Below are 23,181 nucleotides of genomic sequence, written 5' to 3' on the forward strand. Positions count from 1 at the left end.
CACAACGCGAAACATGTCTAAATAACCATATTGTAAGTGCTTTCATATTTTTTATCAACGAGTTTGTAAGGTTATATGACATACAAAAAAGCAGCCGAAACCTTCGGCTGCCTCCATCTCACACAGAACCTCAGCGGGTTCCCACGTTAAAATCCACTTCCTCGATCAATTCGATAATTTCGCCGTTCGGGCTGTGCAGGACCGCATTGCGGACCCTAAGCGGCGGCTCACCCAGCTCCAGATTCCCCGGCTCCACATATATTCGCGCCCCGTGAGCGAGCGCCTTGTCCACCATCTCGTCCACATTCTCCACGTAGAATGCCAAATGGAGCAGGGCGCCGTGCTTCACTTCCTCGCGCGAAGGCGCCTTATCCCCCTCGGCCGGAACTTCGGCGCCGCGGTCGAACACCTCAATGCAGGTCCGCCCGTCAGGCGAAACCAGCATCGAGGCCGTCTTAATTTTAAACGCAGGCAGGCTCCAGGAGTGACCGACCGTAAACCCGAGAACCCGGATATAAAAATCAAGCGTTCCTTCATAATCCTCTGCCTGAATGGCCGCATGGGCCAGTCCTTTCACGCTCATAACCATCTCTCCCTTTGTGCTTTTCGTATCGTTTTTATTTTATAGATTCATTTCCGCGATCGACATGCATGGAATAAGGAATTGGTCCTTCCCGATTTGCATAAAATAAGTTATTTTCGTATGCTTACCTTATCTTTAGATCAAGTACAGGAGAGATGGCGAATTTGAGCACGGCAGTTGACGAGATCGACCTGAAAATTTTAAAGCTTCTGCAGCATGAAGCGCGAATGCCGATCGCCCAGATCAGCAAGCAGATTGCCATGTCCCAGCCTTCCGTGAAGGAGCGGATCGTTAAGCTCGAGGAACGGGGCGTGATCACGGGGTACAGCACGGATCTGAATTTGCGGGAGCTGCAGCGGGGAACGACCTCTTTTATCCTGATGAAGACCGAGCACTGCAGTGAGCTGGTGGAATTTTGCACGCAGTCCAAGCAAGTGACGGGCTTGTTCCGTATCAGCGGGGAGTACAACTATCTCATTCACGTCCAGACGGGGTCCGTCGACGAGGTTGCCGACTTCCAGGATGCCCTGGCAAGGTTCGGCCCGTCGAAATCGCATATCAGCCTGAAAAATATATTGGATCACCGAATTTTGCTATGATAGAGCCGGTGTGTCCTTATTCTGCCCAATAGGAGGAGAACCGTAATGACGGCACAGCTTGTATTTCGTTAAGTCAGAGCCCCGCCTCCGGATTGCAAGGTAGCATTTTGACCCAAGTTCAAAATCCAACCGCGAATCAGGAGGATACGATAAATGGATATTCAGATCAGGGAAATGACAGACCGGGACCACCCGGAGCACATTCAGATCGACGGCAGCTTTACGGTAGATTCCGAGCTCGTCCTGTCCGTTACGGACCAAGGGATCGGTTATACGCTTAAACCCGTCGTGCCCAGTTATCAAAAAAGCTACCCTGACGAGGCGGACCAGGGCGACAGCGGAAATTTGTCGGAGTACATCGGCCGTCCGGACCGTGCGGTCTACCTGGCCTTAGTGGGAGATCGGGCCGTCGGCCGGATCATGCTGGCGAAAAATTGGAATCGGTATGCTTATATCGAGGATCTTCGGGTGGATCGGAACGCCCGGGGACACGGCATCGGCCGAAATTTGATCGAGCAGGCGGTGCTCTGGGCCAAGGCCGGCCACACGCCCGGCCTCATGCTGGAGACGCAGAGCAACAACGTGCGGGTGTGCCAATTTTATGAAAGCTGCGGATTTGTTATTGGAGGCTTTGATTCCTATCTATACCGGGGCTTTAAAGAGCATGCGCAGGAAACGGCTGTTTTCTGGTACCTGTTGTTTTAGCAGTCAACGGATGTCAGCTCAGCATATAAACCGCGATGAAAATCAGCACCGCAGCTATGATTAAATAATTCCTCGTTCTAACGGGAAGTTTGTTGGCTTTCGGGCCGATGACCTGACGGTGGAAGACGAACAGCAGCATCAGATCTGCAAGCAGCACCAGCAGCATCAGATCCATTCTGCCGTCGATCCTCGCCGTCAGGTTTTTTTCTGCAAACCCGCACACGCATAGGCCAAGGAACAAATATACGACATTTCTGACGATTTCCACAAAATTCCACATGACCTTCATCTCGCGACACCTCGCTTAACTCCATTTCTATTCATCAGGGACTGTTCGATCAGCCGATCGGCAGTCCCATTTCCACCGTCGTTCCCTTGCCGGGCTCGCTTGTAATGTTCAGGATGCCGCGGTGGGAAGCGATAATTTTCTTCACGATCATCATGCCCAGACCGTAACCTTCCAGCTTGGTCGTATGGAATGGCTCCCCGATCCGCTCCAGCACCTCTTCGGGCATGCCGATTCCGTTGTCCACGAACCGGATCCGCTGGTAACCGCCGTCTGCCTCGAGCACGATGTCGATCCGCCCCCCGCCGGGCAGCGCTTGAATGGCATTTTTCAGTATGTTCAGAAACACCTGCTTGATCTGATTGCGGTCGCAGGAAATTTTCTCCTCACGGATGCAGGTGCACCGGATGCGGACATTGTTCTTCGCCGCCTCGATTTCGATCAGGCTCAGCACCTCCTGCAGAATCGTCATGCACCAATCTTCCCGGAAGCGGATTTCCTGCGGTTTGCCTAAAATGAGAAACTCGCCAACGATCAGGTTCATCCGGTCCAGCTCCGACATAATCAGGTCATAATGCCGCAGTCCCGAGGTCGGTCCCGCCAGCTGAATAAGGCCCTTGACAGTAGTCAGGGGATTACGGATTTCGTGCGCAATGCCGACCGCAAGCTGGCCGGCGAATACCAGCTTCTCCGTATTCCGCAGCACCTCCTCGGTCCTCTTCATTTCCGTAATATCCCGCAGGGTACCGATAATGCGGCAAAGGCAGCCGCCCATGTCAAAAACCGGCAGAACGTCCAGCATATAATAGCTGTCGGAGTCCATCCGGGTGTCCTGCAGCTCCACGCCGATGCATTCCTCCTGTCTGGCCAGCACCCGCTCGAAATAGGGGGAAACCAGGCGGTGCTCCAGCACCGGCGTGCCCAGGTATAGATGTTTGTCCCCGCCACCTAAGCGGAGCATCCTCAAGTATTGATCGTTCATGTCGATAATCCGGCCGGCGGCGTCCGTCACGACAACCCCCTGATAATTCGCCTCCAGCAGCACTTGGTTCAACGTGTGAAGGTGGGCGTTGTTCCGGCGAAGCAGCATTTCCCGCTCCACGGAATCAACCATGGTACACAGCAGGGTCAGCAGGTGCGGATGGGCCGAATCGAACCCGGTCATCAGGGAAAGCGTTCCAAGCACCGCCCCATCCTCCCGGTGGAAAGGGGCCGAATAACAGGCCATGCCATGGAGCGCCTCGAAGAAATGCTCTTCGCCCAAGGTCTGAAACGGACGCTTAAACCGCAGGCACAGCGGGACCGAGCCCGTGCCGGTTTCCTCGTTGTAGCGGACCCCCTTGGTAATGCCCAGCTCCGCGATGGCCTTGAGAAACATCGGCTCGCCGTAGCATTCCAGCAGATATCCCCATTGATCGGTCACCGTGACCAGAATCGGGGTCCCTTGAATGGTCGACAGAAACTTGTTGACGAAAAAAAGAATGATATCAATATATTCCTTATAAATGGACAACCGTTCCTCCAGTTCCTCTTTGGTGTAGCGCTTGCTAAGGACGGGAAACTTGGCGGGATCAAAGCCCCGCTGCCTGTAATGCGCGTTAAAAGCTGCAATGATCTGCCGATCATCCATTTGGTCTATCTCTTTATCCATTGCCTATACCCCATTTATGCCGATATTCCATCCCAAGATGACGTTCAATTCCCTCTATTTTATCATCCTTTGGGAGGAATGCGTCCGCATAATATGAAGATTTTACCTGAAAATAAATGATCCCCTTCCCGCAGAGCCGTCAATGCCCCAGGAAAGAGGATGTATTAGGATAAGGATAAGCCATAACCTGTTTCGATCAGCGGCCCGTCAGGCGCTTGATAATCTCCCGGCTTTTTTTCAAATACCGGACCGATTGATCGTATTCCCGGCTGGCCACGCCCAAATATAAAATATCGATGACGTTCAGTTGGGTCATCCGCGACGACATCGCGCCGCTGCGGATTTCGTTCTCCGTCGATGACGTGTAGAGCGGATAATCGGCCTGTGCCGACACGGCATTGTTGCCGTACTTGGTGATGGAAATCGTCTTGGCTCCGCAGGCGCGCGCCTCCTTCAGGCATTCGATGACGTGGGCCGTCTCGCCCGAATACGAAATGCCGACCGCCACGTCGCCCGGATTCAGCATGACCGCCGAGGTCAGCTCCAGATGCGGATCGGTAAAGGAATGGCTTGTCTTGTTGATCCGCAAAAATTTGTGATGCGCATCCTGCGCAATCAGATGGGAAGCTCCGAGCCCGTAGAAAAAAATTCGGGAGGCTTGGCTTAACGCCTCCACAGCCAGGTCCACGGTTTTCGGATCAAGAATCGTTACCGTGTCCCGGATCGACTGAATGTTGTTGGCGGACACGGTTTGAATAATTTGCTCCATGGAATCGCCCGGACGAATCTCCCGGTACTCATAGCGCTCTTCGTTCTGGTTCAGGTCCCCGGCTACCTTCAGCTTCAGCTCCGGGTATCCCTTCACCCCCATAGATTTGCACAAGCGGATGATCGCCGCCTGGCTGCCGCCGCTTTCCGCAGACAGCTGCGCTACGGACATGTCGAGTACGCTGTGCGGATAGCTGATAATGTATTCAGCCACTTTGCGCTCTGAGGGCGTAAGGTCGTCCAAAATCTCTCGCAGTCTGACTAGTCCCCCGTTCATGATGCTCTCTCCTTTGCCCGTATCGTATCGTAGCAGATCTCATCCCTACTCGTTGTCGTTCGCATCGTTATCAATCTCTGACGGCGGCGGTAATCGCATTGTGCACCGCCGCCCGCAGCACGCCGACGCTGCCGCTTCGGCCGTAATAGACCCGGTTGGTAAGCAGCACCACCGCCAGGTCCAGATCGGGCTCGACCCACAGGCTGGTCCCGGTAAACCCGGTGTGCCCGTAGCTGCGCGGGCCCATCCAATCGCCGGAGGCGTCCCAGCGGTCCCCTTTCAGGACCCAGCCGAGCCCCCGGTTCGCCCCGGCGATGCCGGCGGTATGGGTCCGGGTCGCGGCCCTGACGGCCGCCGCCGACAGGACGCGCCGCGGCTGGCCGCCCGGCGCGGTCGGCTCCGGCACGGCGCCGCCGGCCAGCCACATCCGCGCATAGCGCGCCAGGTCGCCGGCGGTGGCGAACAGGCCGGCGTGCCCGCAGACGCCGCCGAGGGCGCGGGCTTTCTCGTCGTGGACCACCCCCTGGAGATGACCGCCGGCAGCGCGGTCATATTCCGTCGGGGCGGTCCGCGCCTGCAGCCCGGCCGGCGGGGCGAAGACGGCGCCGGCCATACCGAGCGGCTCCCAGATCCGCGCCTTGGCCGCCTGGTCCAGAGGCATGCCCGCCGCCTTCTCGACGATCCGGCCGAGAAGGAGGAAGCCGAGATCGCTGTAGACGGCGGCCGTACCCGGCGGATGCTGCAGCGCCACGCCGGTGACCGCCTCCCACATTTGGGGTTGCGTCCAGCCGTGCGAGTGGATATTTCGATCCGCCGGCAGACCGGAAGTATGGGTGAGCAGCTGCCCGATCGTCACCTCTTCCCGCCCCTCACCGGTAAACTCAGGGATCCAGGCGGCAGCTTTTGTACCAAGCGTCAGGACGCCTTCATCGATCAGTCCGAGCACTAGCGGCAGCGTGACACTCACCTTGGTCAGCGAAGCACAATCATACAGGACATCCGGTCCGGCCGGGAGCGATTCATCCGGACTCGGATTTGACTTCCCCGCTGCATAAACCCATTCCTTCCCGTGCCGGGTGACGGCCAGCACCGCCCCGGGTATTACCCCGGCGGCCATCTCCCGCTCAATGGCACGCCCGGCGGCCTCAAGCCCTTTTGTGTCCAGGCCAAGCGCCTTGGCGCCTTCCGCTATACCAGCGTACATGATCTTCCCTCCCGATTTCCGGTTCTCTTCAGGATTGCCGGCAGACTCAATGGCGCAAATGCTCCGAACAGACGGTGCAATCCGCAACCGCCACGCGAATGAGCCGAAAAAGCCCTGAATGCTGCCTTGAGATGTTAACATTTCTGGTGCCTATTATATCGCTTGCGAAATTTTATTTCAACATACGTCGTATATTTAGAAATTTTTATTTAAAAACTCAGCGACATCCATTGATCCACGGTCATTAAGGACCGTTACTACTGATGTGTATGACATTTCGTTCATTTTAAGACACTTCCGCCTGGGCATCTGCATAGGATGCAGCAGGTCAATTCCAAACGGAGGTCAACGTCATGAGTGTGCAATATTCAGGCTATCAGCACCAAACGCTGTACCAGGCAGAGCCTCATATGAGCCAAACGCTTCATTCGGCTCGCGAACGCTTCAAGCAGCTGTGCCGCCAACATGTCAATAAGCATGTCCGGATCGAAACGCTGGACGGCGATGTATTTGAAGGAACCCTCTTGCACTGCGACAAGGGTATCGTGTATATCCAAATTCCGCAGTCATCAGGACACCGGGCTTTCATCCCCGGACGCCCCCCTTTCTTTAACCAAACCATCCTGCCTCTGGTCCTGTACGAACTGCTGGTCATCAGCTTATTAGCGTAAGCTCGCCATACCTATGCTCAAATGAGCAAAGAAAGGAGTCATCCCTATGGCATTCATGCCTCCCTTCGGCCCTCAAGGCCAGGTGCAGCCGCCTTCATCCCCGCCGCCGCAATTTACGCCTGCACAAACCGGCGCATCGGCGCTCGCCGTTGATCCCGGCGCGATCTCCGGCTGCCTTTTCCGCAATACGTTCATTTGGCCCGTACGCGGTCCGGGCTTCTGGTTCTATCCCGTCTTCGTCGGCCGGACCTCCGTTGCCGGATTCCGCTGGAACGGATTTTTCTGGATGTACTCGGGGCTCGACCTCAGAACCATCCAATCGTTCACCTGCTTCTAGAAACGCCTGCTGCACGACAAAGCGGCGGTATCCGGAAAGCGTCCCTGACGCTCCCGGCGTACCGCCGCTTTTTCACGGGTCATACACGCTCAGTATGGATCATACACGCTCATGGCAGCCGCAGCCGTCACGCCAGCCTCCGGTATGCCTTCCTGCCAAGAAAGAAGCAGACGATAGCGGCCCCCAGGCCCAGCGCTACTACCGGACCCGCGACCCAAGGATTGTACAGCACGGTGGAGGTGGCGCTGATCACGGCTCCTCCCATACCTGCCCCTGCCGCCAGGCCTAAGTGCGTCACCGACGTATTCAAGCTGAGCACGAGATCGGAGGATTCCGGCGCCTGCTGGATAAAGTAAGTTTGAATGGCCGGCGCGGTTACAAACATGGCGAACATCATCACGCCGATCAGAATGAGGTCCGGAACGAGCCAGGAGGAAAACGCCGGCAGCAGCGCCAGGGCCGCGGCATGGACGAGCAGACCGGCCAGCAGAATGCGTACGGCCCCCCACCGGTCCACGGCGTAGCCTCCCAGACGGGAGCCGATCACCCCGAGGATGCCGAAGCCCAGCATGGTCACCGCCACGCCTGCGGCGTTCATGTGAAGTACGCTTTGCAGAAACGGGGTCATATAGGTATACATCACCGAATTCCCGGTCTCCCGGAACAGCGTAATGAACAGAGCACTCACGATAACTCCGCTGCCCAGCAGGCGCAGCTGGCGTCCCAAGGAGACGGGCTCATCACCTTCCACAGCCGGGAGAAGCCGGTAAATCGCCGCCATAATCAGCAGGCTCAGCGCTCCCAGCAGGACGAAGATCATTCTCCAGCCGATCCAGCCGGTAATGGCGATGCCAAGCGGGACTCCCAGCACCATGGCCAAGCTGAAGCCCAGAATAATCGTGCCGATGGCGCTGCCCACCTTCTCCGCCGGGACGAGCTTGGCGGCGGCGCTGAACACGACCACCAGGTACACGCCCGATCCGATGCCCAGAATGATGCGCGACGCGATCAGCAGGACAAAATGGGTGCTGGCGAAGGACAGTCCACAGCCGGCTGCGAAAACCAGCAGCGAACCCAGCATCACCTTTTTTCTCCCGAGACGGGAGGTCAGCGAAATCAAGACCGGCGTGCCGATCGCAAAGGCTAAAGAATACGCCGTGATCAGCTGCCCCGCGGCACCGACGGTAACGTTCATATCACCGGCGATCTCACTGAGCACGCCGCTGACGATCAGCTCCGAGGTGGCCGTCAGGAAAACGCCCAGCGTCAGTAAGTAAATATATAAGCGATTCATTTGTTGGATCATGTTCATACCCTCCATATATACGACCGGCAGCCGGTGGATCCGAGGCATAGCCGGCACATGCCTTGGTGCACCCTGAAGCCGATACTCCTAGAATCAATGAGCGCAAGAGCGGTACAGCGCCAGGCCACGTCTGGCAACTCAACGTGCACCGTTCTTTTCGCTTGATTGAATTATATGAAAGGTACAAACAAATCGTAAGAACGCAAATGATTTGGAGATAATCCTACCATTTTGACTTACTAACAATTTGTAAGTGAATCATACGTTTACACAAAAAAACCAAAGGAGCCTGTCCTCCTTCGGTTTGTTTTGTACGTTATATATCACCATTTAATCCGCTTGGCCGTTTCCAGCAGCAGGCTTCGCTCCTCTTCCGCGAGCGGCCAGGTATGGATCTCTTTTTGTATTCGCTCCAGGCTCGTGTATCCTTTGGCTAGTCCGTTCAGCCTGGCGGCCAGCGTGGAACTCACCAGCTCCTCATGCGTCGGATAGAGCCGGCTCAACTGCTCGATTGCATCCGGATGCCTTTTCAGGTAATACTTCTGATGGCGTTCTTCCGCCGGGTACCAGGCCGTAAGCGGAGCGATTTCCGTATCCGGCCGTCCTTTGCCCTGCTCCTCGCGCCAGGCCAGGACCTGGTGAATCGCCTTCAGCTGTCCATCACCGCGATAGAGGAGCAGCGACAAATACTGCCTGCCTTTGTAATCGTTAATATTAAAAGGGTTATGATTGTCCCAGAACGCGTTCAGAATGTCGGAAAAGGAAATGACGCCAGGGTCATACACGACCTCGACCGTCTCTGTATGATCACCCATGTTCCGGTACGTTGGATCTGATGCCGTTCCTCCTCCATAGCCAACCCGCGTCCGGATCACCCCCTGCATATGGCCGAACAATGCCTCCGGGCTCCAGAAACAGCCCATCCCCAGCGTCACTATCTCTGGAGTAACACCTGGCTCTTGAGAATGATGGGATCCGGAATCCTGTATGCGCAATGGTTTCACCCCCTTCAACATTTAGGCGAACATCGTACTGATATCGTCGACCTGGAGCCCGAGCGTGCTCCCGATCAGAAAATACAGCAGCGTCCACACGAACGCTGTCGTGTAAGAGACGAGGGCAAAACGGCGGTAAGCCATCCCTTTCATGCCGACGGCATACGGCGTCACGTTTCGCAGAACAGGCAGGAATACGCTGATGCACATGGCCATATTACCGTATTTCCGGTTCAGCAGCTCCGCTTTATCGATATACCTGGCCATCCGCTTGGACCTGGTCAGACGGTCGAGCAGGCGGCTTGCCGCCAGACGGCTGACGACAAAGCCGACGGTCAAGCCTGAACAGATCCCCAGGTAAATCGTGATAAACGAAGAGACCGGTGCCAGATGCCCCGTCCCGGCAAGCACCCCGCCGATCATGACCACCACCTCGTTCGGAAGCGGGAGGCCAATAACGCCTAAGCACAATACGAAAAAGAACGCAAAATAACCCACCTGCTCAATGAGTCCCATCAACGTATCCATACTCTTTCGGTTCCTCCCATACCCAGCAAAAATAGTCCATGCTGAAGCCCTGAAGGCACGCTGCCAGACAGGCCCCCTTTTAACTTATGCCGCCTTCCGGTCCATTGAGAATCCCATCCTCAACAGTTTGACCCTTTCTTAGCCCAGCTCTTCCTTCAACTTCCGGTCAAGCGCCCGAAACGCGTCCCGGATCCGTTCTTTGGGCACCTTGGCATACAAGTCCCCGATGCTGACTTCATAGGAGGACTCCGAATCCCCATTATCTTTCACATAATGATTCAATTGAATGCCTGTTTCGCTGATGATATCCACCAGGAGCGCCTCGAGCCGCTCTTTGCCAAGCTGGATATGGACGTGAAACATATTCGATACGGGAACGGCCGGCCTCGTGCTGACGCCGTAGCATTCGTTATATAGCGCGGCAAGCTCTTTGGCATCCTCATAATACTGCTCCATCCGTCCAATGCGCTGGTCAAAATAGTAATCGGCGCTGACTACATACGGATACAGGCTGAACAGATCCCCGCCGTGCCGTCTCTTCCATACCTTGGACCGCTCTGTAAAATCCGGGCTTCCCGCCAAGACCGCACCGGAAATGCCTCCGATTCCTTTATAAAAAGAAACGTAGACACTGTCGAATAGCGAGCAGATTTCCGCAGCGGTTTTTCCATAGTAAGGCGTAACCTCGAACAGTCTCGCTCCATCGAGATGCAGGCGGATGCCCTTTTCTCGGCAATAGGCGGAAATCGCTTCGAGCTCGCCGTAGTCCGGCAACTGGCCGCCGATTTCGCGCTGGGGCAGCTCCACCAGGAGACAGGACACGTCCTCCGGCATCCGCTCAACGTCCTCCAGCCGGATCAGGCGATCCTTGTCCGCCAGAAGCACCGGTTCAATATGATGCAGTTCTTTCAAACCGTCCTCTTCGTGGATTTCCAGGTGGCACAGCGGATGGTATGCCACCTTCTTCACCTGCTTCTCATCGCACCAGATCCGCAGCGCAATCTGCTGGGCCATCGTCCCGCTCGGGAAAAAGACGGCCGATTCCTTGCCCAAATACGCCGCCATTTTGTTCTGAAAATCCTCTATCACCTTGCCTTTGCCGTAGGCATCGCCACCGAGGGACCCGTCCACCTCCCGGAAGGCCTCCTTCAGCACCTCCAGATTTCGGGGACCGTGCCCTCCCAGTACATATTCTGCCTGCTTGCCTGCTTCTGCCAATGATATTTTACCCGTATTCATTCGTCCGGACCGACTCCCTTTCAACTCGCGCATTGCAACCGGACTATTACTTACGTCCGGGCGTTCACGTGACATGTTCAACAACGATCGTTGTTTGCTGTCTTTAGCATACTAAATCTTGAAAGGGAGATGCAAAATTTTTTGCACGCGCAAACAGTCCCAGCTCCAGCCGGGGCTGGAAACAGGGACTGCCTTCATATCTCCTCTATGTGTCTGTACGGACTGCTCAACGAAACAATTAAGATTTAGCCGCCGCTTCAAGCTCCTTGATCTGCGCCTTGTATTGAACGAGCAGCTTGGCGAGCGCGTCCTTGATGGCCGCCTCGTCCTTGGACTCCACGGCGTCATGCAAAGCGATGTGGGCCTTCATAAACGCAATGGCGGACTCGCTTGCTTCCTTGCTGACAGCAATGCTCACAGTTTTGGAATGCTCTGAGTCGCCTGCCGCCGCCGGCTCAGTCTTAGCCGCCTCTACCTTCAGTTCCCCCAGCTTGGAGATGATGACCTTGGCAGGTCCGAGCGCCTTGGCCTCATCCACAGGTTTGGCTTGTTCCGCCGCTTCGGATTTCACCAGCTCCTTGATCTGGCCCAATACCTCAGCTTTGTCCAATTCCAGGATCTGGCCTGGCACCTCGGCTTTATCGAACACCTTGATCTGACCCGGCACATCGGCCAGCTCCAGATCCTTGGCCTGACCCAGCACCTCGGCCGCCTTGTCCTTCAGCTTATCCAGGATTTCGATCCGGATCTTCTCCCCCGGAATTGCCGCTGCAGGCTGAAGCGTCTCCGTAACCGGAGAAGCTTCGCCCGCTTTTACTTTCGCTGCATCTTCCACCGGAACCGCTTTGATTATGCTGAAGAAGCGTTGGCCTTCTCCTGCCACCTTTTTGAACTGCTCCAATGTCTGCTTCCAGTCCTCTACGGTGTCCGGCGCATATTTTTGGGCCAGCTCGACCGGATCTGCAATGGCGGATTTCATAACCGCTCCCTTGATTGCCGGTATCGCAGCTACCTTGGCTGGAACATCGGAAGGAACCTGGGGCTGTTCACTCGCGTCTGCATTTGTTACGGCCGGGGCCGCTACGGCGGACATGAGCAGCGCAGAGGCGACCGTCTTTTTAAACCATGCGTTTCGAATCATTGATTCAGCACTCCTTTAATTCGGATATGGTGTTACATGTCCCAGTCTACGGAACGATTGTGGCAGCCCGCGGGAGAAATTATGGAAAAACAATGGCAGAGCTCCATACGCAGGCACCCGCTTGATATACTGGAGATGAATTTCCAATCCGGGAGGTACATGGGATGAACAACAGTTACGTCATCGCCGTGGTCGATGATGATGTACATATAAGGGATCTTGTCGAGGCTTATTTACAAAAAGAAAACTACCGCACGGTCGGCCTCGGCAGCGCCGAGGAAGCCTGGAATCTGTGGCGGACGTCACCGCCAGACATGTGGGTCCTGGATATCATGCTTCCGGGCATGGACGGCTACGAATTTTGCCGGCGGATCCGGCAGGAGGCGGAAGTGCCGATCATCATGATCTCGGCCAAAGACAACGAGGTCGATAAAATATTGGGCCTGGAGCTGGGCAGCGACGATTACCTCGTCAAGCCATTCAGCCCCCGCGAGCTCGTCGCGCGTATCAGACGGCAGCTCCAGCGCTGGTACAAGCTGAGCGGATCCGGTGATGCCGCAGCGGGCCTGTCCCATCCGGCCCGGATCGAAACGGGCGGGCTGCAGCTGATCCCCGACGAACGGCGCGTATTCTGGCACGGGGAAGAAGTGGACATGACCAGCAAGGAGTTCGCGATGCTGCAGGTGCTGGCCGAGCATCCGAACCGCGCCTTCACGCGGGACGAGCTGCTGACCCGGGTCTGGGGCGACGACTATTTCGGCAGCGACCGGGCGGTCGACCACTTGATCAAACGGATGCGTAAAAAGCTGGAGCAGGTGCCGATCGAAGCCATCTGGGGACATGGCTACCGGTTAAGACACGAAGGAGGAGACGCTCACGATGAAGCTCGTGCATCAGATTAATTTGGCCTTCGGGATCGCGCTGCTGCTGGTCCTGTCCGTTACGGCCGTGGTGATCCATTTCGTCCTGCTGGACCACCTGATCGGCTCCCAGAAGGAGGACCTGAAGGCCATGGGCGCCGTCATATCCGCCAAGCTGCGGGTCGACAGCATTCAAACCGTTGCGACGGAGCTGTCCACAGCGCCTGCCTTGCCGGTTAAAATGGCGGAAACCAGCGGAGTTGCGGCCATTTTCACGGATATCCAGGGAAAAAGCATGCCCGTGACCGCCCCGAATCCCGCCATGAAGATCGCCGAGGCCGTGAAGGGCGTCTCCGGCGAGCAGGCTTTCAAGGACATTGTAGAGGGGACGGACAAAAGGTTTATCACGTCCGTAAGCATCATGCCCCAGGGGACCCTTACCCTGCTCACGCCGGTGAGCCGGGTCAAGTCAATTGAACAAGCGCTGCTGAAACGGCTGCTGATCATTTTTGGCGTCGGAGGCGCGTTCATGGTCGCGTTCAGCCTGTTTATTACAAAGAAGCTGATCCGACCGCTCATGAGCCTTCAGGAGGAGCTGATCAAGGTCAAGGAGCGACGGTTTTCCGAGGTCCGCTTCGTCAGAGCCGGAGGCGAGATCGGCTCCGTTGCGGAGTCCGTGTATGACATGGCCGGGGAGCTGGACCGGTTTAACCATGTGCAGAAGCAGTTTTTCCAAAACGCGTCGCATGAGCTGAAAACCCCGCTGATGTCCATCGCGGGTTATGCGGAAGGCATTCGTGACGGGGTATTTGAAGGTGAGCGCATCCGCAAAGGCCTCGATATCATCATTAGCGAAAGCGGCAGGCTCAAGAAGCTGGTGACGGAGATGACCCTGCTCGCAAAACTGGACAGCGAAGAGGATGTATTCCGCAAGAACGCTGTGTCCTTGAAGGAACTGATCACCGAAGCTTCGGAACGCATGAATCCGCTGCTGGTCAAGAAAGGGATCCGGCTGCAGATCGATTACGCCCCGCCGTCCGGGCCGTTCGAGGTCGTGGCCGACCGGGACAAGCTGCTTCAGGCGCTGCTGAATGTCATGTCCAACGCTGCCCGCTATGCCGTTGAGCAAATGAATGTACACGCCAAGGCCGTGGAGGGTCGGATCGAAATGACCATCAGCGACGACGGGCCTGGCATTCCGGATAAGCTTCTCCCTTTTCTTTTCCACCGGTTCGTAAAGGGCAAGGACGGGGAGTCCGGCCTGGGGCTGGCGATCTCGCGGGCAATTGTGGAGCGTTGCGGCGGGATCATTGCCGCAGGCAACCGGCAGGAAGGCGGGGCTGTGATCTCGATGAGTTTTCCGGCAGCTCCAGCGGCTGCAGGGTCCAATACAAAAATGCCCCCTGGAAACGGATCCGGTAAACCTTAAGGTTCATCCAAAATCCATGCCAAGGGGCCATCGGGATCGAATCATTTGAACCAGCCCTTCTCTTTAAAGCGCGTGATGGCTTCCACCCGATTTGTGACTTGAAGCTTATCCAGAATGACGGAAATGTAGTTCCGGACCGTTCCTTGCGTGATATCCAATTGACTGGAGATTTCCTTTGTGTTCTTGCCATCGGCAATCAGGCCGAGCACGTCCTTTTCCCGTGGGGTAAGCGGGTTCTCTTGCCCGGAAGCATCGTCGACAAGCTCTGTCGCATAAATCCGTCTGCCCGCCACGATACTCCGAATGGAACTTGCCAATTCTTCGCTGGGGCTGTCTTTTAACAAATATCCATAGGCCCCGGCCTTAATGGCCCGCTCGAAATAGCCAAAGCGTGCAAAGGTCGTCAGAATCATCACCTTGCAGCCGCTGCCTTTCAGTTCCTCGGCCGCTTCCAGACCGCTTTTTCCCGGCATTTCAATATCCATGATACAAACATCCGGCTTCAGCTGCTGAACCAGCTTCACGGCATCCTCGCCGTTGCTCGCTTGGCCCACAACCTGCATATCGTGTTCCAGATTGACCAGCGAGGCAAGCGCGCCCCGCACCATTCGTTGGTCCTCGGCTATAACGATTCGGATCATATGATGACCTCCTTATCCGGGTGTTTAACAGCGTTTGGCACTTTAATGACCACCTTCGTGCCCGGATCGATGCCCGCGGCGATTTCCATACTGCCGTTTACGAACTCCAGCCGTTCTTTCATTCCACGCAGACCGCTTCCTCTGACCAGGGCCGAGTCCGTCTGGATTCCAATCCCGTTGTCGATGATCTTCATCGTCAGCTCGGTTGCAGACGACTCGATGACGATCGAGCAGACGGTGGCGCCGCTGTGTTTGACTACATTCGTCACCGCTTCTTTCAGGCACATGCTCAGCACATTTTCAACCAGAAGCGAGGTATTGCTGAGTATCGGGTCTCCTGCCATAACAAATTCAATCTCGGCCGCTTTAAGGATCTGCTTGATGCGGAACATCTCATCTTCGAGGCGCGTGCCGCGCATCTGCGTGACCATGTCCCGCACTTCTTTCAAAGCATTTCTTGCCGTCTGACGCACATCGTTGATCTCGGACTGCGCTTGAGCCGGGTCTGTGCTGATTAATCTGCCGGCCAAATCACTCTTCAGCCCGATAAGGGACAGCTTCTGACCGAGTGTATCATGAAGGTCGCGGGCAATCCTTTGACGTTCCTCCAGCTTCACCAGTTCGGAAATCCGCTTATTCGCATCCTCCAGCTGTACCTCAAGCTTCCCTCGTTTGTTCCGATAATATGTGGTGACAGGCAGCAGAATCACCGCGATCAGACTGATCAGAACGAACGGGATTTGGGTAATCATGACGGGATCCTGCGTCACATATTCATAATTCACCGTAACCATTGTCGTAACGAGGTGAATCGTATACAGCGTAACGAATCCAACCCGGTGATGAATATTTCCGATAAAGAACGCAACGAAGAGCGCGAAATAGACATATCCAAAGATCAGGGTCATGGCCAAGGATATCAGAATCTGAATGGACGTCCAAAAATACAACCACCAGCCCTTGGATACAAACGACAACACATAGCAGCCGAAAAACGCCAGAATCATCAGGGTGCCAAACACCACATGAACCGTGGACGAAGAACGAAATATGAAGTAAAAAGGGAAAATATAAAAGATGACCCATACATAAGGACTCAGTCCTGTGCTCCTGTGAAAAATTTGGTACCATTTCTGCAAGGCCGATGCCCCCCGACGTGCGAACGATAGTTTTTCCTTGTAGTTTATCATAAACGCCGGATAACAGCGCTATTCCCCTTGTATGCTTGCTCTGCTGGCTTTGATCGGTTTAGCTCCACGCTCGGTTTGCCGCCGACCAAGTTTGATCTGCTTAAAGCTGACAAATGTTTTGTTCTCCTCATCCCACAGCCGGAATTTAAGAGAGGCCAAGCTCGTCGCAAGCGTAATTGTCGTAGCCTTCTGAAGCGGCGGCGTCGAATTATGCGCCTTCTCCAAATTGTAATTGGGCACCTTCGGGCTCAAATGGTGGACATGATGGAAACCGATATTGCCTGTGATCCACTGCAGCACCTTGGGCAGCTTGTAGTACGAGCTTCCTTCCACCGCAGCTTTTACGTAGCTCCATTCGTCCTCATTTTCAAAGTAGGAATCTTCAAACTGATGCTGCACGTAAAACAGCCAAATGCCCAGCATCCCGGATACGAATAAAATCGGGAGCTGTACCATCAGGAACGCCTCCCAGCCTACCGCCCAGCACATCACTGCATACAAACCGACAATCGCTGCATTCGTCACATGGGTGTTGATGCGTTCCTTTCGCTTCGCTCCTTTACGGTTAAAACGGTACGATATGACAAACACGAAGATCGGCCCGAGTCCGAGCATAACGACCGGGTGGCGATAGAAACGGTAAGCGAGTCTCCTCGTCCATGACGCCGCGGCATATTCATCCACGGTCATCACCCACATATCGCCGATCCCCCGTTTATCCAGGTTGCTGCTCGTGGCATGATGAATGGAGTGCTCGTTCTTCCACTGCTGGTACGGAACAAGCGTCAGAATCCCCGTAATCATACCGATGATTTCATTGGCCCGCCGATTCTGAAAGAAAGAATAGTGACAGCAGTCGTGAAAAATAATAAAGGTCCGAATGGCGAATCCGGAAGCAATAATGGTTATAGGAATCGTTATCCAATACGATACGGATAAGCTTAAATATGCGGCGTACCAGAGTAATAACAGAGGTCCTAGGGTTGTCACGACCTGTATAATGCTCGATTTCGTATTGCTTTTCTCATAGGGGGCCATTTCTTTTTTTAGATTGGTGACCTTGGTTTGTGTTTTCATCTGTCTTCCTCCCTGAATGAAGCATGCCGTCATACTCGGGGCTTCCGAGGACGTCTTCTAGCCTAAGTATAGAAAACCAGACCGTTACCGAGTAGTCATGAACATCAGGTAGGGAGTATGACAAACGTCATATAAAATAGTACATCTTCTCTTTCGAAGAAACGACCCGTAGGCGGGTGTCACCTCGGGCTCCATGTGAATAGGTTATAGTATTAAATTCAAATATGGAGGTTCCCCATGATTACGAATGGACATCCGTACGGGCCGTGCTGGCAGCCATGCGTGGACCCGTATGCTTATGCTTACAACCAGCGATCCTCTTATCCATACGCCCTTCCCTATACGTGGCCCCAGTACGTTTATCCGGTTCCTTATCGCACGTACTACGCATACGACACAAACGGGCAGCTCAACTCCTATCCTTATCCGTTTGCTCCTATCACTCCACAGCCGTTCCCCTATGATTGGAACCGGGTTGAACCTACGCCCCAAGGCTACAAATTCAAGATTAATCCTGCTACCGAGAAAACAGAGCTGGCAAAGCCCGAGAATACGGCGGTCAAACCTGAGGCCGCAAAGGAAGCTCCCGTGAAAAGTGAACCGGCCAAAAGCGAACCCGTCAAGGAAAAGGCCCAGAAAGAGGAGCCAGTGAAAAGCGAAGCTGTAAAGGGTGAGCAAAAAACCGAATCCACCAAAGGGATTCAGATGAACACCTCCATGGAAGTCGGGGGAAAACACGGCGTTGGAGTTAGCGCCAGCGGCCAGATGGACAGCACCGGCGTCAGCACCCAAGCCGGCACGCATGTCGGCGGCGAATCTTACGGACTTGGCATGCAAGGTGAAGCCGGGGTAAGCGGCAGCCACGGCCTCAGCTTCGATACCGGCGCCCAATTGGGTGGCAAGTACGGCCTTGGCGTCCACGCCGACGGTCATGTCGGCATCAAGCAGGGGATTGGCTTGAATACGGAAGCCCAGCTTGGCGGAGACCACGGCATCGGTGCCTATGTGAACAGCCAGGTTGGCGGCGGGCAGGGGGCCGGCGTCAGCGCAGGTGCGCATGTGGGCGGCGATCACGGTCTCGGGGCTCATGCCGGGGCGCAAGTTGGCGGCGGTAAAGGCGTCAGCTTTAAGGTCGGCGGCAATGTCGGCAGCCATGACGGCGAGCTCGGCCTGAACTTTGGAGGCTCCGACAAGAAAAAATCCTAACGCTTTGCGAGTATAGCGGGAGGCCCATGGGCCTTGCCGCTTTTTTTTATGTGGGGTCCTGTCCCTTCGCTGCCTGGTCCGGGAATGTTTTTTTCGAGCGGCACGCTGTTCACGTATCCTTACGCCCGCTTGGTTCGTTATTCTGTTAGGGAGAAGTATCTTCACAGCCCATTCGCTACGACTCAGTATAAAGGAGGTGTTCCCTTGATCATTGAAAATAGTGCAATCATGCTGGAACTGCAGATTGACGGATTTGGCGGCCCCCAGACGTTACACCCTACGCTTGTTTGGGACGGACAAGACGCGGTGCTGATCGATACCGGTACACCCGGCCAGTGGGGCCTGATCCGGAACGAAATGGAGCGGCACGGCGTTCCGGCAGAGCAACTGCGGGCCATATTGCTGACCCATCAGGATATCGATCATATCGGCAGCCTGCCGGAGATTCTGGAGGAAGCCGGATTCAGCATCAACGTATACGCCCACCCGTTGGAGAAGCCGTATATCGAAGGCGAGCTCCCATTAATGAAGGCCACAATGGAGCACATGGCCTGGCAGCTGGAAGGCTTGCCGGAAGGGGAGCGCAAGCAGATTGTCTCCTTCCTGATCGCCAACCTGCCTAAGGGCAGGGTCGATCACACGCTGGAAGACGGGCAGGTGCTGCCCTATTGCGGAGGAATCGAGGTGATCTATACACCGGGACATACGCCGGGACACCTCAGTCTGTATCTGCACCGGAGCCAAACGCTGGTTGCCGGGGATGCGATGTTCAGCGTTAACGGCAAGCTGATGGGACCCCACCGCCCTTCCACGCCGGATATGGACGCGGCGGTACTTTCGCTGCAGAGGTATCTGAATTACGAGATCGAGAACGTTATTTGTTATCATGGCGGATTCGCCAGCGGCAACATTCGGGCTCAACTTGAAGCGCTTGTGGGTATGGACTGAGCCCCCGCGGCTGGAACAAAAAAAGCTGCCGGGATATTCCCGGCAGCTGCCTCTGCATGTTCTATAGTGTTTATACGATCAGATGAGGCCTGACTTCTCCAGCAAACGCTGAAGGATCTCGGCCGTTTCCGCTCGGGTGATCTCTTTTTTCGGCTGCAGCTGAGCGCCAAGGCCGTTCAAGAGCTCGTTCTGCGCCGCTTCAGCCACGGCCTGAGCCGCCCAGCCCGACACAGCCTGGCTGTCTGTAAATACGGACAATGCTTGGCTTAAGCCTTCCTGATCGGCACCGGATTTCAAGCGGGCCAGCTTACCGGCCCGGTTGAACATGACCAGCGCCTCCTCACGGGTGATCGTATGACCGGGACGGAACGTGCCGTCGCTGTAACCGTTCACGATACCGTATCTTTGGGCGAGCGTGACGGCCTCCGTATACCAGTCGCCCGGCTTCACATCGGCATAGCTGCTTGATTGGCCTCCGCCGGCAAGCCCTAACGCGCGGACCAGAATGGCCGCAAATTCCGCGCGGGTAGTCGTACGGTCAGGATTGAATCGGCCATCCCCCGTTCCCTGCAGAATCAAGCGGGAGACAAGGTCCTGTACGACCTCTTGGATATGCCCGCTCACATCGCTGAAGCTTGTGCTGTAGCCAACCAAGGCGAACGTACCGCCGGTTAGGCTGCTCATGACCGCACTGCGGCTGCTGTTCTCTCCGGTCAACCGGGTAGGCACCGGATGCACGGTTCCGTTCTCGTCCAGCATGACTCCCGTGGACACCATACCTTCACCTGCTGCCGGAATCGGCAGGACGTGCTGCACATAAGTGCTGTACGGGCTAACGTTCAAGGTTTGACCCTGGAACGAAGCGGCAATCCGGAAATCGACCGGTCCGATCACCAGCTGCAGCCCCATCTTTTGGGCGGCTGCCTGCAGCTGTGCTGCCTTTGCCGCTTCATACCCGGCGATGGTGATCTGGACGTTCATGCCCGTAACATCACCTGAAGCTTGGAAGAGCCGGGTTAGTCTTGACGTGCTGATCTCAGAAACCGGAATCTGATAACTTCCGTTTGCGGTTTGGATCACCAGCTGACTGGCGCCGTTTTCCAGAGCCCTCAGCGATTCTGCTGTCAGCCCCACCGTCGTTGTATTTGCTGCCTGCATGACCGGAATGATGACGGATTGTCCCGGCCCGGCCTGGCTCAGCATGGCCTGCAGCTTCGACGAATCAAGGACCGCCGTTACGGACGTCTGCCCGTTATTGGTAGAAGCCGTCGTTTGAAGCACACCATCGTAAGACTTACCGTTCACCACGATCGGCGAAGGAACGCTGGCAGCCGAATTTCCCGAAGACGCTGGCGTGGTTGAGCCGCCAGTGCTGCTGCCGCCGTTATTCGATCCGCCGCTGCCGCCCGAGCTATTGTTGCCACCGTTACTTCCACCGCCGTTAGATCCGCCGTTATTGCCGGAGCCATGATCCCCTCCGCCGGAGCCGCCATCTCCACCGGAGCCGTTATCTCCTCCTCCGCCGTTTCCGTTATCGCCACCGCCACCCGGAGGAGTTACCGGCGCCCATACCGCATAGAGCGTTATATTTTCCGAGCCGACCGAAATGGTGTCGCCTTCCTTATACAGCGTGCCGCTTCCGTCCGAATGCCGGCTCCATCCGGCAAAATCGTACCCATCCTTCTTAAGGCCGCCGGCGTTCCCCTGAACGGTTACGCTATCCTCAGTACCATAAGCTTGCCCGTCCACAGGGACTACGCCTTCTGTGCTGCCATTACCGTTGTAGATCACTGTGTACTGGCCATGACCGGGATCGGTGTGATTCTCGTCCGAGACCGTTACCGGACTGAAGCGAATCGCCTGGTTGCTTTCGATCATGGACATGCGATGCGAATAGAGGAGGTAATTTAGGGACAAGCCCCGAGCGGCTTGAATGCCGATCGTTGAAGCCTCGCCGTCATCGTATTCGCCGTTTTCTATCGTGATGTTCGGATACTGATATTGCACATCCCCATTTTCGAATAGAATCGCCTGGAACGTAATCGGGGCATCGGCGTTATAAAAATACATATTGTTCCATTGTACGATAAACTTCCGGTCCCCTTCCTCCCCGATCGTTTTCGTTAGGATTTTGGAGTTTGGGTCGGTAGGATTCAGCCTCAGACCGGATACATAGGCCTGCAGAGCAGGCGGTGCATCTACATCTGGATAATTCTCTGGACCCGGAGTGGAATAATTGTCAAAATAAATTCCTCCGTTGATATCGATCCAGATCTGGCCATGCTTCTCCCCATAAAACGGAAATTCGAACGGAAGTTCGACCTCCTTGGACGTATTGTAGGTTTGCCCGCCAAAATCGACCGCCTGTCCATCGTCCGCATTCAAGCTGTCGTCCATCCCATTCAGTTGTTCTACGGTGTACGGGACAAGAGGATCAGCGTCAACTTCAAAGTAAGTATGGATCTGGTTGCCCTCGATCAGCGTTTTACTTGGGAAACGGTTCACCCCGGTAACCGGCTTCACGAGAGCCGATCCATAAGGGTCACCGTCAACTGAGGCCTCGACGAGGTAAGGTCCGCCCTTCGGCAGGTTTACCTTATAATGGACCATGTGTGTTTCTTCATCGTATTTAAATCCTTCATCGCCTTCGCCTACGGAAGTCCCGAGGCTGTCTCCGCTCGCCACCAGCACTCTCAGGTCGTCCACCGATCCGGGTGCAGCAGGGATATCCCCTTCGACGGTCGCCATTGGGCTCCACGTATAATCGACGCGGTCCACAATTTCTTCGCTGTTTTCATTGCCGGGAGCCGCCGCCACACTTGTGCTATCCTCTTGAGGTACATCGGAGCTAATCGATTCGATACCGATTCCAGGCAAACCCCCAGGCTCCCCGGAGTTCCCGGGAATCGGATCGCCTTGCCCCGCATCTCCGGTTTCACTTTCGCCGCTTTCACTTCCTTCAGTGCCGCCGGTTTCTCCGGAATCCGAGCCTACAGTTCCCTCATTGCCGCTGCTCGTACCCCCGGTCGTGCCGTCGCTGACTTCGCCGCTAGGGTTGCCCGGCTCTTCACTGCCGCTATCTGCTCCGCTCGATCCGCCGGTGCCACCAGACGTCTCAGGGGATGCTCCATCCCCTTCCGAACCGCTGCCGTTCATTTTAATCGTCTCCACCCGGAACGTAATTGGACGCGGGTCATCCAGATCAACGTGCGGAATCCATGGATTTTCGTACGGATTAATGGAAATGACGAAAGGCTCATTCGGCGGGTTCTCGCTGGTCTCCTCGTGCAAAAGGTCTTCCTGATCGCTATAGGAGCTAACCCTCAGCTTGTATCCCTCGCCATAATCGTTGTCGCTAACATAAAAAACAAACGGGTCCTCCTGCGGCTCCACTGCAATTTCGGCAAATGCCGCCACCGGGTACAGCTGCTGCAGGCCGAACATAAGCACGGCTCCCAGGCTTAGCTTTCTTAATCGGTGCATTTCCTATCTCTCCTTGCTCTTTCAGATATGAAAATTGTCCCAACCCCAAGCCGGCAT

At 55.5% G+C, this 23,181-nt stretch carries 22 protein-coding genes; 8 read left to right on the forward strand and 14 right to left on the reverse strand.

Annotation, left to right across the window (positions count from 1 at the left end; all coding sequences use genetic code 11):
- Window positions 1-130: 130 nt before the first annotated feature.
- Window positions 131-583, reverse strand: a complete 453-nt coding sequence (locus tag BCV73_RS27715; protein WP_089549309.1) for a VOC family protein — start codon at window positions 581-583, stop codon at window positions 131-133.
- Between the two features lie 164 nt (window positions 584-747).
- Here BCV73_RS27715 and BCV73_RS27720 point away from each other — a divergent pair, with 164 nt between their 5' ends.
- Together BCV73_RS27720 and BCV73_RS27725 are read left to right on the forward strand one after the other, a co-directional pair.
- Entirely contained in the window at window positions 748-1,182 is a 435-nt protein-coding gene (locus BCV73_RS27720) for an AsnC family transcriptional regulator (RefSeq protein WP_089550435.1), read from the forward strand.
- A gap of 153 nt (window positions 1,183-1,335) precedes the next feature.
- On the forward strand, window positions 1,336-1,887 hold the full coding sequence (locus BCV73_RS27725) for a GNAT family N-acetyltransferase (RefSeq protein WP_089549310.1): 552 nt from the start codon (window positions 1,336-1,338) through the stop codon (window positions 1,885-1,887).
- Between the two features lie 13 nt (window positions 1,888-1,900).
- On the opposite strand, the gene BCV73_RS27730 is transcribed toward BCV73_RS27725, so the two are convergent.
- From BCV73_RS27730 to BCV73_RS27745, 4 genes are all read right to left on the reverse strand, one after another.
- Window positions 1,901-2,176: a hypothetical protein gene (locus BCV73_RS27730; protein ID WP_089549311.1), complete on the reverse strand. Its 276-nt coding sequence runs from the start codon at window positions 2,174-2,176 to the stop codon at window positions 1,901-1,903.
- Between the two features lie 49 nt (window positions 2,177-2,225).
- A complete protein-coding gene (locus BCV73_RS27735; protein WP_089549312.1) occupies window positions 2,226-3,824 on the reverse strand; it encodes an ATP-binding protein in 1,599 nt (532 codons plus the stop codon).
- A 196-nt stretch (window positions 3,825-4,020) separates the two neighbouring features.
- The gene (locus BCV73_RS27740) at window positions 4,021-4,869 is read right to left on the reverse strand and encodes a MurR/RpiR family transcriptional regulator (RefSeq protein WP_089549313.1); all 849 of its coding nucleotides are present in this window, start codon (window positions 4,867-4,869) and stop codon (window positions 4,021-4,023) included.
- 70 nt (window positions 4,870-4,939) lie between these two features.
- Window positions 4,940-6,214 (reverse strand): serine hydrolase domain-containing protein, encoded by a 1,275-nt coding sequence (locus BCV73_RS27745; RefSeq protein WP_343220191.1) that lies wholly within the window; start codon window positions 6,212-6,214, stop codon window positions 4,940-4,942.
- A gap of 212 nt (window positions 6,215-6,426) precedes the next feature.
- Here BCV73_RS27745 and BCV73_RS27750 point away from each other — a divergent pair, with 212 nt between their 5' ends.
- Together BCV73_RS27750 and BCV73_RS27755 are read left to right on the forward strand one after the other, a co-directional pair.
- A complete protein-coding gene (locus BCV73_RS27750) occupies window positions 6,427-6,744 on the forward strand; it encodes an LSm family protein (RefSeq protein WP_089549315.1) in 318 nt (105 codons plus the stop codon).
- A gap of 46 nt (window positions 6,745-6,790) precedes the next feature.
- A complete protein-coding gene (locus BCV73_RS27755; RefSeq protein ID WP_089549316.1) occupies window positions 6,791-7,081 on the forward strand; it encodes a transporter in 291 nt (96 codons plus the stop codon).
- Between the two features lie 127 nt (window positions 7,082-7,208).
- On the opposite strand, the gene BCV73_RS27760 is transcribed toward BCV73_RS27755, so the two are convergent.
- The 5 genes from BCV73_RS27760 to BCV73_RS27780 form a co-directional block, all read right to left on the reverse strand.
- Window positions 7,209-8,387, reverse strand: a complete 1,179-nt coding sequence (locus tag BCV73_RS27760; RefSeq protein ID WP_256993026.1) for an MFS transporter — start codon at window positions 8,385-8,387, stop codon at window positions 7,209-7,211.
- 323 nt (window positions 8,388-8,710) lie between these two features.
- Window positions 8,711-9,382, reverse strand: a complete 672-nt coding sequence (locus tag BCV73_RS27765) for a peptide-methionine (S)-S-oxide reductase MsrA (RefSeq protein WP_256993027.1) — start codon at window positions 9,380-9,382, stop codon at window positions 8,711-8,713.
- Between the two features lie 21 nt (window positions 9,383-9,403).
- Window positions 9,404-9,910: a DedA family protein gene (locus BCV73_RS27770; RefSeq protein WP_076173067.1), complete on the reverse strand. Its 507-nt coding sequence runs from the start codon at window positions 9,908-9,910 to the stop codon at window positions 9,404-9,406.
- Window positions 9,911-10,048: 138 nt separating this feature from the next.
- Window positions 10,049-11,149, reverse strand: a complete 1,101-nt coding sequence (locus BCV73_RS27775) for a threonine aldolase family protein (RefSeq protein WP_089549318.1) — start codon at window positions 11,147-11,149, stop codon at window positions 10,049-10,051.
- Window positions 11,150-11,387: 238 nt separating this feature from the next.
- Entirely contained in the window at window positions 11,388-12,290 is a 903-nt protein-coding gene (locus BCV73_RS27780) for a hypothetical protein (protein WP_089549319.1), read from the reverse strand.
- Between the two features lie 164 nt (window positions 12,291-12,454).
- Here BCV73_RS27780 and BCV73_RS27785 point away from each other — a divergent pair, with 164 nt between their 5' ends.
- A complete protein-coding gene (locus BCV73_RS27785; RefSeq protein ID WP_089549320.1) occupies window positions 12,455-13,192 on the forward strand; it encodes a response regulator transcription factor in 738 nt (245 codons plus the stop codon).
- Window positions 13,170-14,579, forward strand: coding sequence for a sensor histidine kinase (locus tag BCV73_RS27790; protein WP_089549321.1), 1,410 nt, complete (start codon window positions 13,170-13,172; stop codon window positions 14,577-14,579). The genes BCV73_RS27785 and BCV73_RS27790 overlap by 23 nt, the downstream gene beginning before the upstream one ends.
- A gap of 41 nt (window positions 14,580-14,620) precedes the next feature.
- On the opposite strand, the gene BCV73_RS27795 is transcribed toward BCV73_RS27790, so the two are convergent.
- The 3 genes from BCV73_RS27795 to desA all read right to left on the reverse strand — a co-directional run bounded on the left by BCV73_RS27795 (window position 14,621) and on the right by desA (window position 17,487).
- Window positions 14,621-15,220: a response regulator transcription factor gene (locus BCV73_RS27795; RefSeq protein WP_089549322.1), complete on the reverse strand. Its 600-nt coding sequence runs from the start codon at window positions 15,218-15,220 to the stop codon at window positions 14,621-14,623.
- Window positions 15,217-16,359, reverse strand: coding sequence for a sensor histidine kinase (locus tag BCV73_RS27800; protein ID WP_089549323.1), 1,143 nt, complete (start codon window positions 16,357-16,359; stop codon window positions 15,217-15,219). The genes BCV73_RS27795 and BCV73_RS27800 overlap by 4 nt, the downstream gene beginning before the upstream one ends.
- 69 nt (window positions 16,360-16,428) lie before the next feature.
- Complete coding sequence (desA, locus tag BCV73_RS27805) at window positions 16,429-17,487, reverse strand: Delta(5) desaturase DesA (protein WP_089549324.1); 1,059 nt, start codon at window positions 17,485-17,487, stop codon at window positions 16,429-16,431.
- A 237-nt stretch (window positions 17,488-17,724) separates the two neighbouring features.
- Here desA and BCV73_RS27810 point away from each other — a divergent pair, with 237 nt between their 5' ends.
- Together BCV73_RS27810 and BCV73_RS27815 are read left to right on the forward strand one after the other, a co-directional pair.
- Entirely contained in the window at window positions 17,725-18,693 is a 969-nt protein-coding gene (locus BCV73_RS27810) for a hypothetical protein (RefSeq protein WP_089549325.1), read from the forward strand.
- A 204-nt stretch (window positions 18,694-18,897) separates the two neighbouring features.
- A complete protein-coding gene (locus BCV73_RS27815; protein ID WP_256993028.1) occupies window positions 18,898-19,641 on the forward strand; it encodes an MBL fold metallo-hydrolase in 744 nt (247 codons plus the stop codon).
- Between the two features lie 78 nt (window positions 19,642-19,719).
- Here BCV73_RS27815 and BCV73_RS27820 read toward each other — a convergent pair whose 3' ends face one another.
- Window positions 19,720-23,124, reverse strand: a complete 3,405-nt coding sequence (locus tag BCV73_RS27820; RefSeq protein ID WP_089549326.1) for an S-layer homology domain-containing protein — start codon at window positions 23,122-23,124, stop codon at window positions 19,720-19,722.
- Window positions 23,125-23,181: the final 57 nt, after the last annotated feature.

The organism is Paenibacillus sp. SSG-1, from assembly GCF_002224835.1.
Lineage (GTDB): Bacteria > Bacillota > Bacilli > Paenibacillales > Paenibacillaceae > Paenibacillus_AQ > Paenibacillus_AQ favisporus.

Coding starts and splice junctions, on each gene's coding strand:
- BCV73_RS27810 (WP_089549325.1), top strand. CDS start 17,725: ATGATTACGAATGGACATCCGTACGGGCCGTGCTGGCAGCCATGCGTG.
- BCV73_RS27795 (WP_089549322.1), bottom strand. CDS start 15,220: ATGATCCGAATCGTTATAGCCGAGGACCAACGAATGGTGCGGGGCGCG.
- BCV73_RS27780 (WP_089549319.1), bottom strand. CDS start 12,290: ATGATTCGAAACGCATGGTTTAAAAAGACGGTCGCCTCTGCGCTGCTC.
- BCV73_RS27785 (WP_089549320.1), top strand. CDS start 12,455: ATGAACAACAGTTACGTCATCGCCGTGGTCGATGATGATGTACATATA.
- BCV73_RS27755 (WP_089549316.1), top strand. CDS start 6,791: ATGGCATTCATGCCTCCCTTCGGCCCTCAAGGCCAGGTGCAGCCGCCT.
- BCV73_RS27715 (WP_089549309.1), bottom strand. CDS start 583: ATGAGCGTGAAAGGACTGGCCCATGCGGCCATTCAGGCAGAGGATTAT.
- BCV73_RS27740 (WP_089549313.1), bottom strand. CDS start 4,869: ATGAACGGGGGACTAGTCAGACTGCGAGAGATTTTGGACGACCTTACG.
- BCV73_RS27775 (WP_089549318.1), bottom strand. CDS start 11,149: ATGAATACGGGTAAAATATCATTGGCAGAAGCAGGCAAGCAGGCAGAA.
- BCV73_RS27735 (WP_089549312.1), bottom strand. CDS start 3,824: ATGGATAAAGAGATAGACCAAATGGATGATCGGCAGATCATTGCAGCT.
- BCV73_RS27760 (WP_256993026.1), bottom strand. CDS start 8,387: ATGATCCAACAAATGAATCGCTTATATATTTACTTACTGACGCTGGGC.
- BCV73_RS27725 (WP_089549310.1), top strand. CDS start 1,336: ATGGATATTCAGATCAGGGAAATGACAGACCGGGACCACCCGGAGCAC.
- BCV73_RS27730 (WP_089549311.1), bottom strand. CDS start 2,176: ATGAAGGTCATGTGGAATTTTGTGGAAATCGTCAGAAATGTCGTATAT.
- BCV73_RS27750 (WP_089549315.1), top strand. CDS start 6,427: ATGAGTGTGCAATATTCAGGCTATCAGCACCAAACGCTGTACCAGGCA.
- desA (WP_089549324.1), bottom strand. CDS start 17,487: ATGAAAACACAAACCAAGGTCACCAATCTAAAAAAAGAAATGGCCCCC.
- BCV73_RS27790 (WP_089549321.1), top strand. CDS start 13,170: ATGAAGCTCGTGCATCAGATTAATTTGGCCTTCGGGATCGCGCTGCTG.
- BCV73_RS27820 (WP_089549326.1), bottom strand. CDS start 23,124: ATGCACCGATTAAGAAAGCTAAGCCTGGGAGCCGTGCTTATGTTCGGC.
- BCV73_RS27770 (WP_076173067.1), bottom strand. CDS start 9,910: ATGGATACGTTGATGGGACTCATTGAGCAGGTGGGTTATTTTGCGTTC.
- BCV73_RS27745 (WP_343220191.1), bottom strand. CDS start 6,214: ATGTTAACATCTCAAGGCAGCATTCAGGGCTTTTTCGGCTCATTCGCG.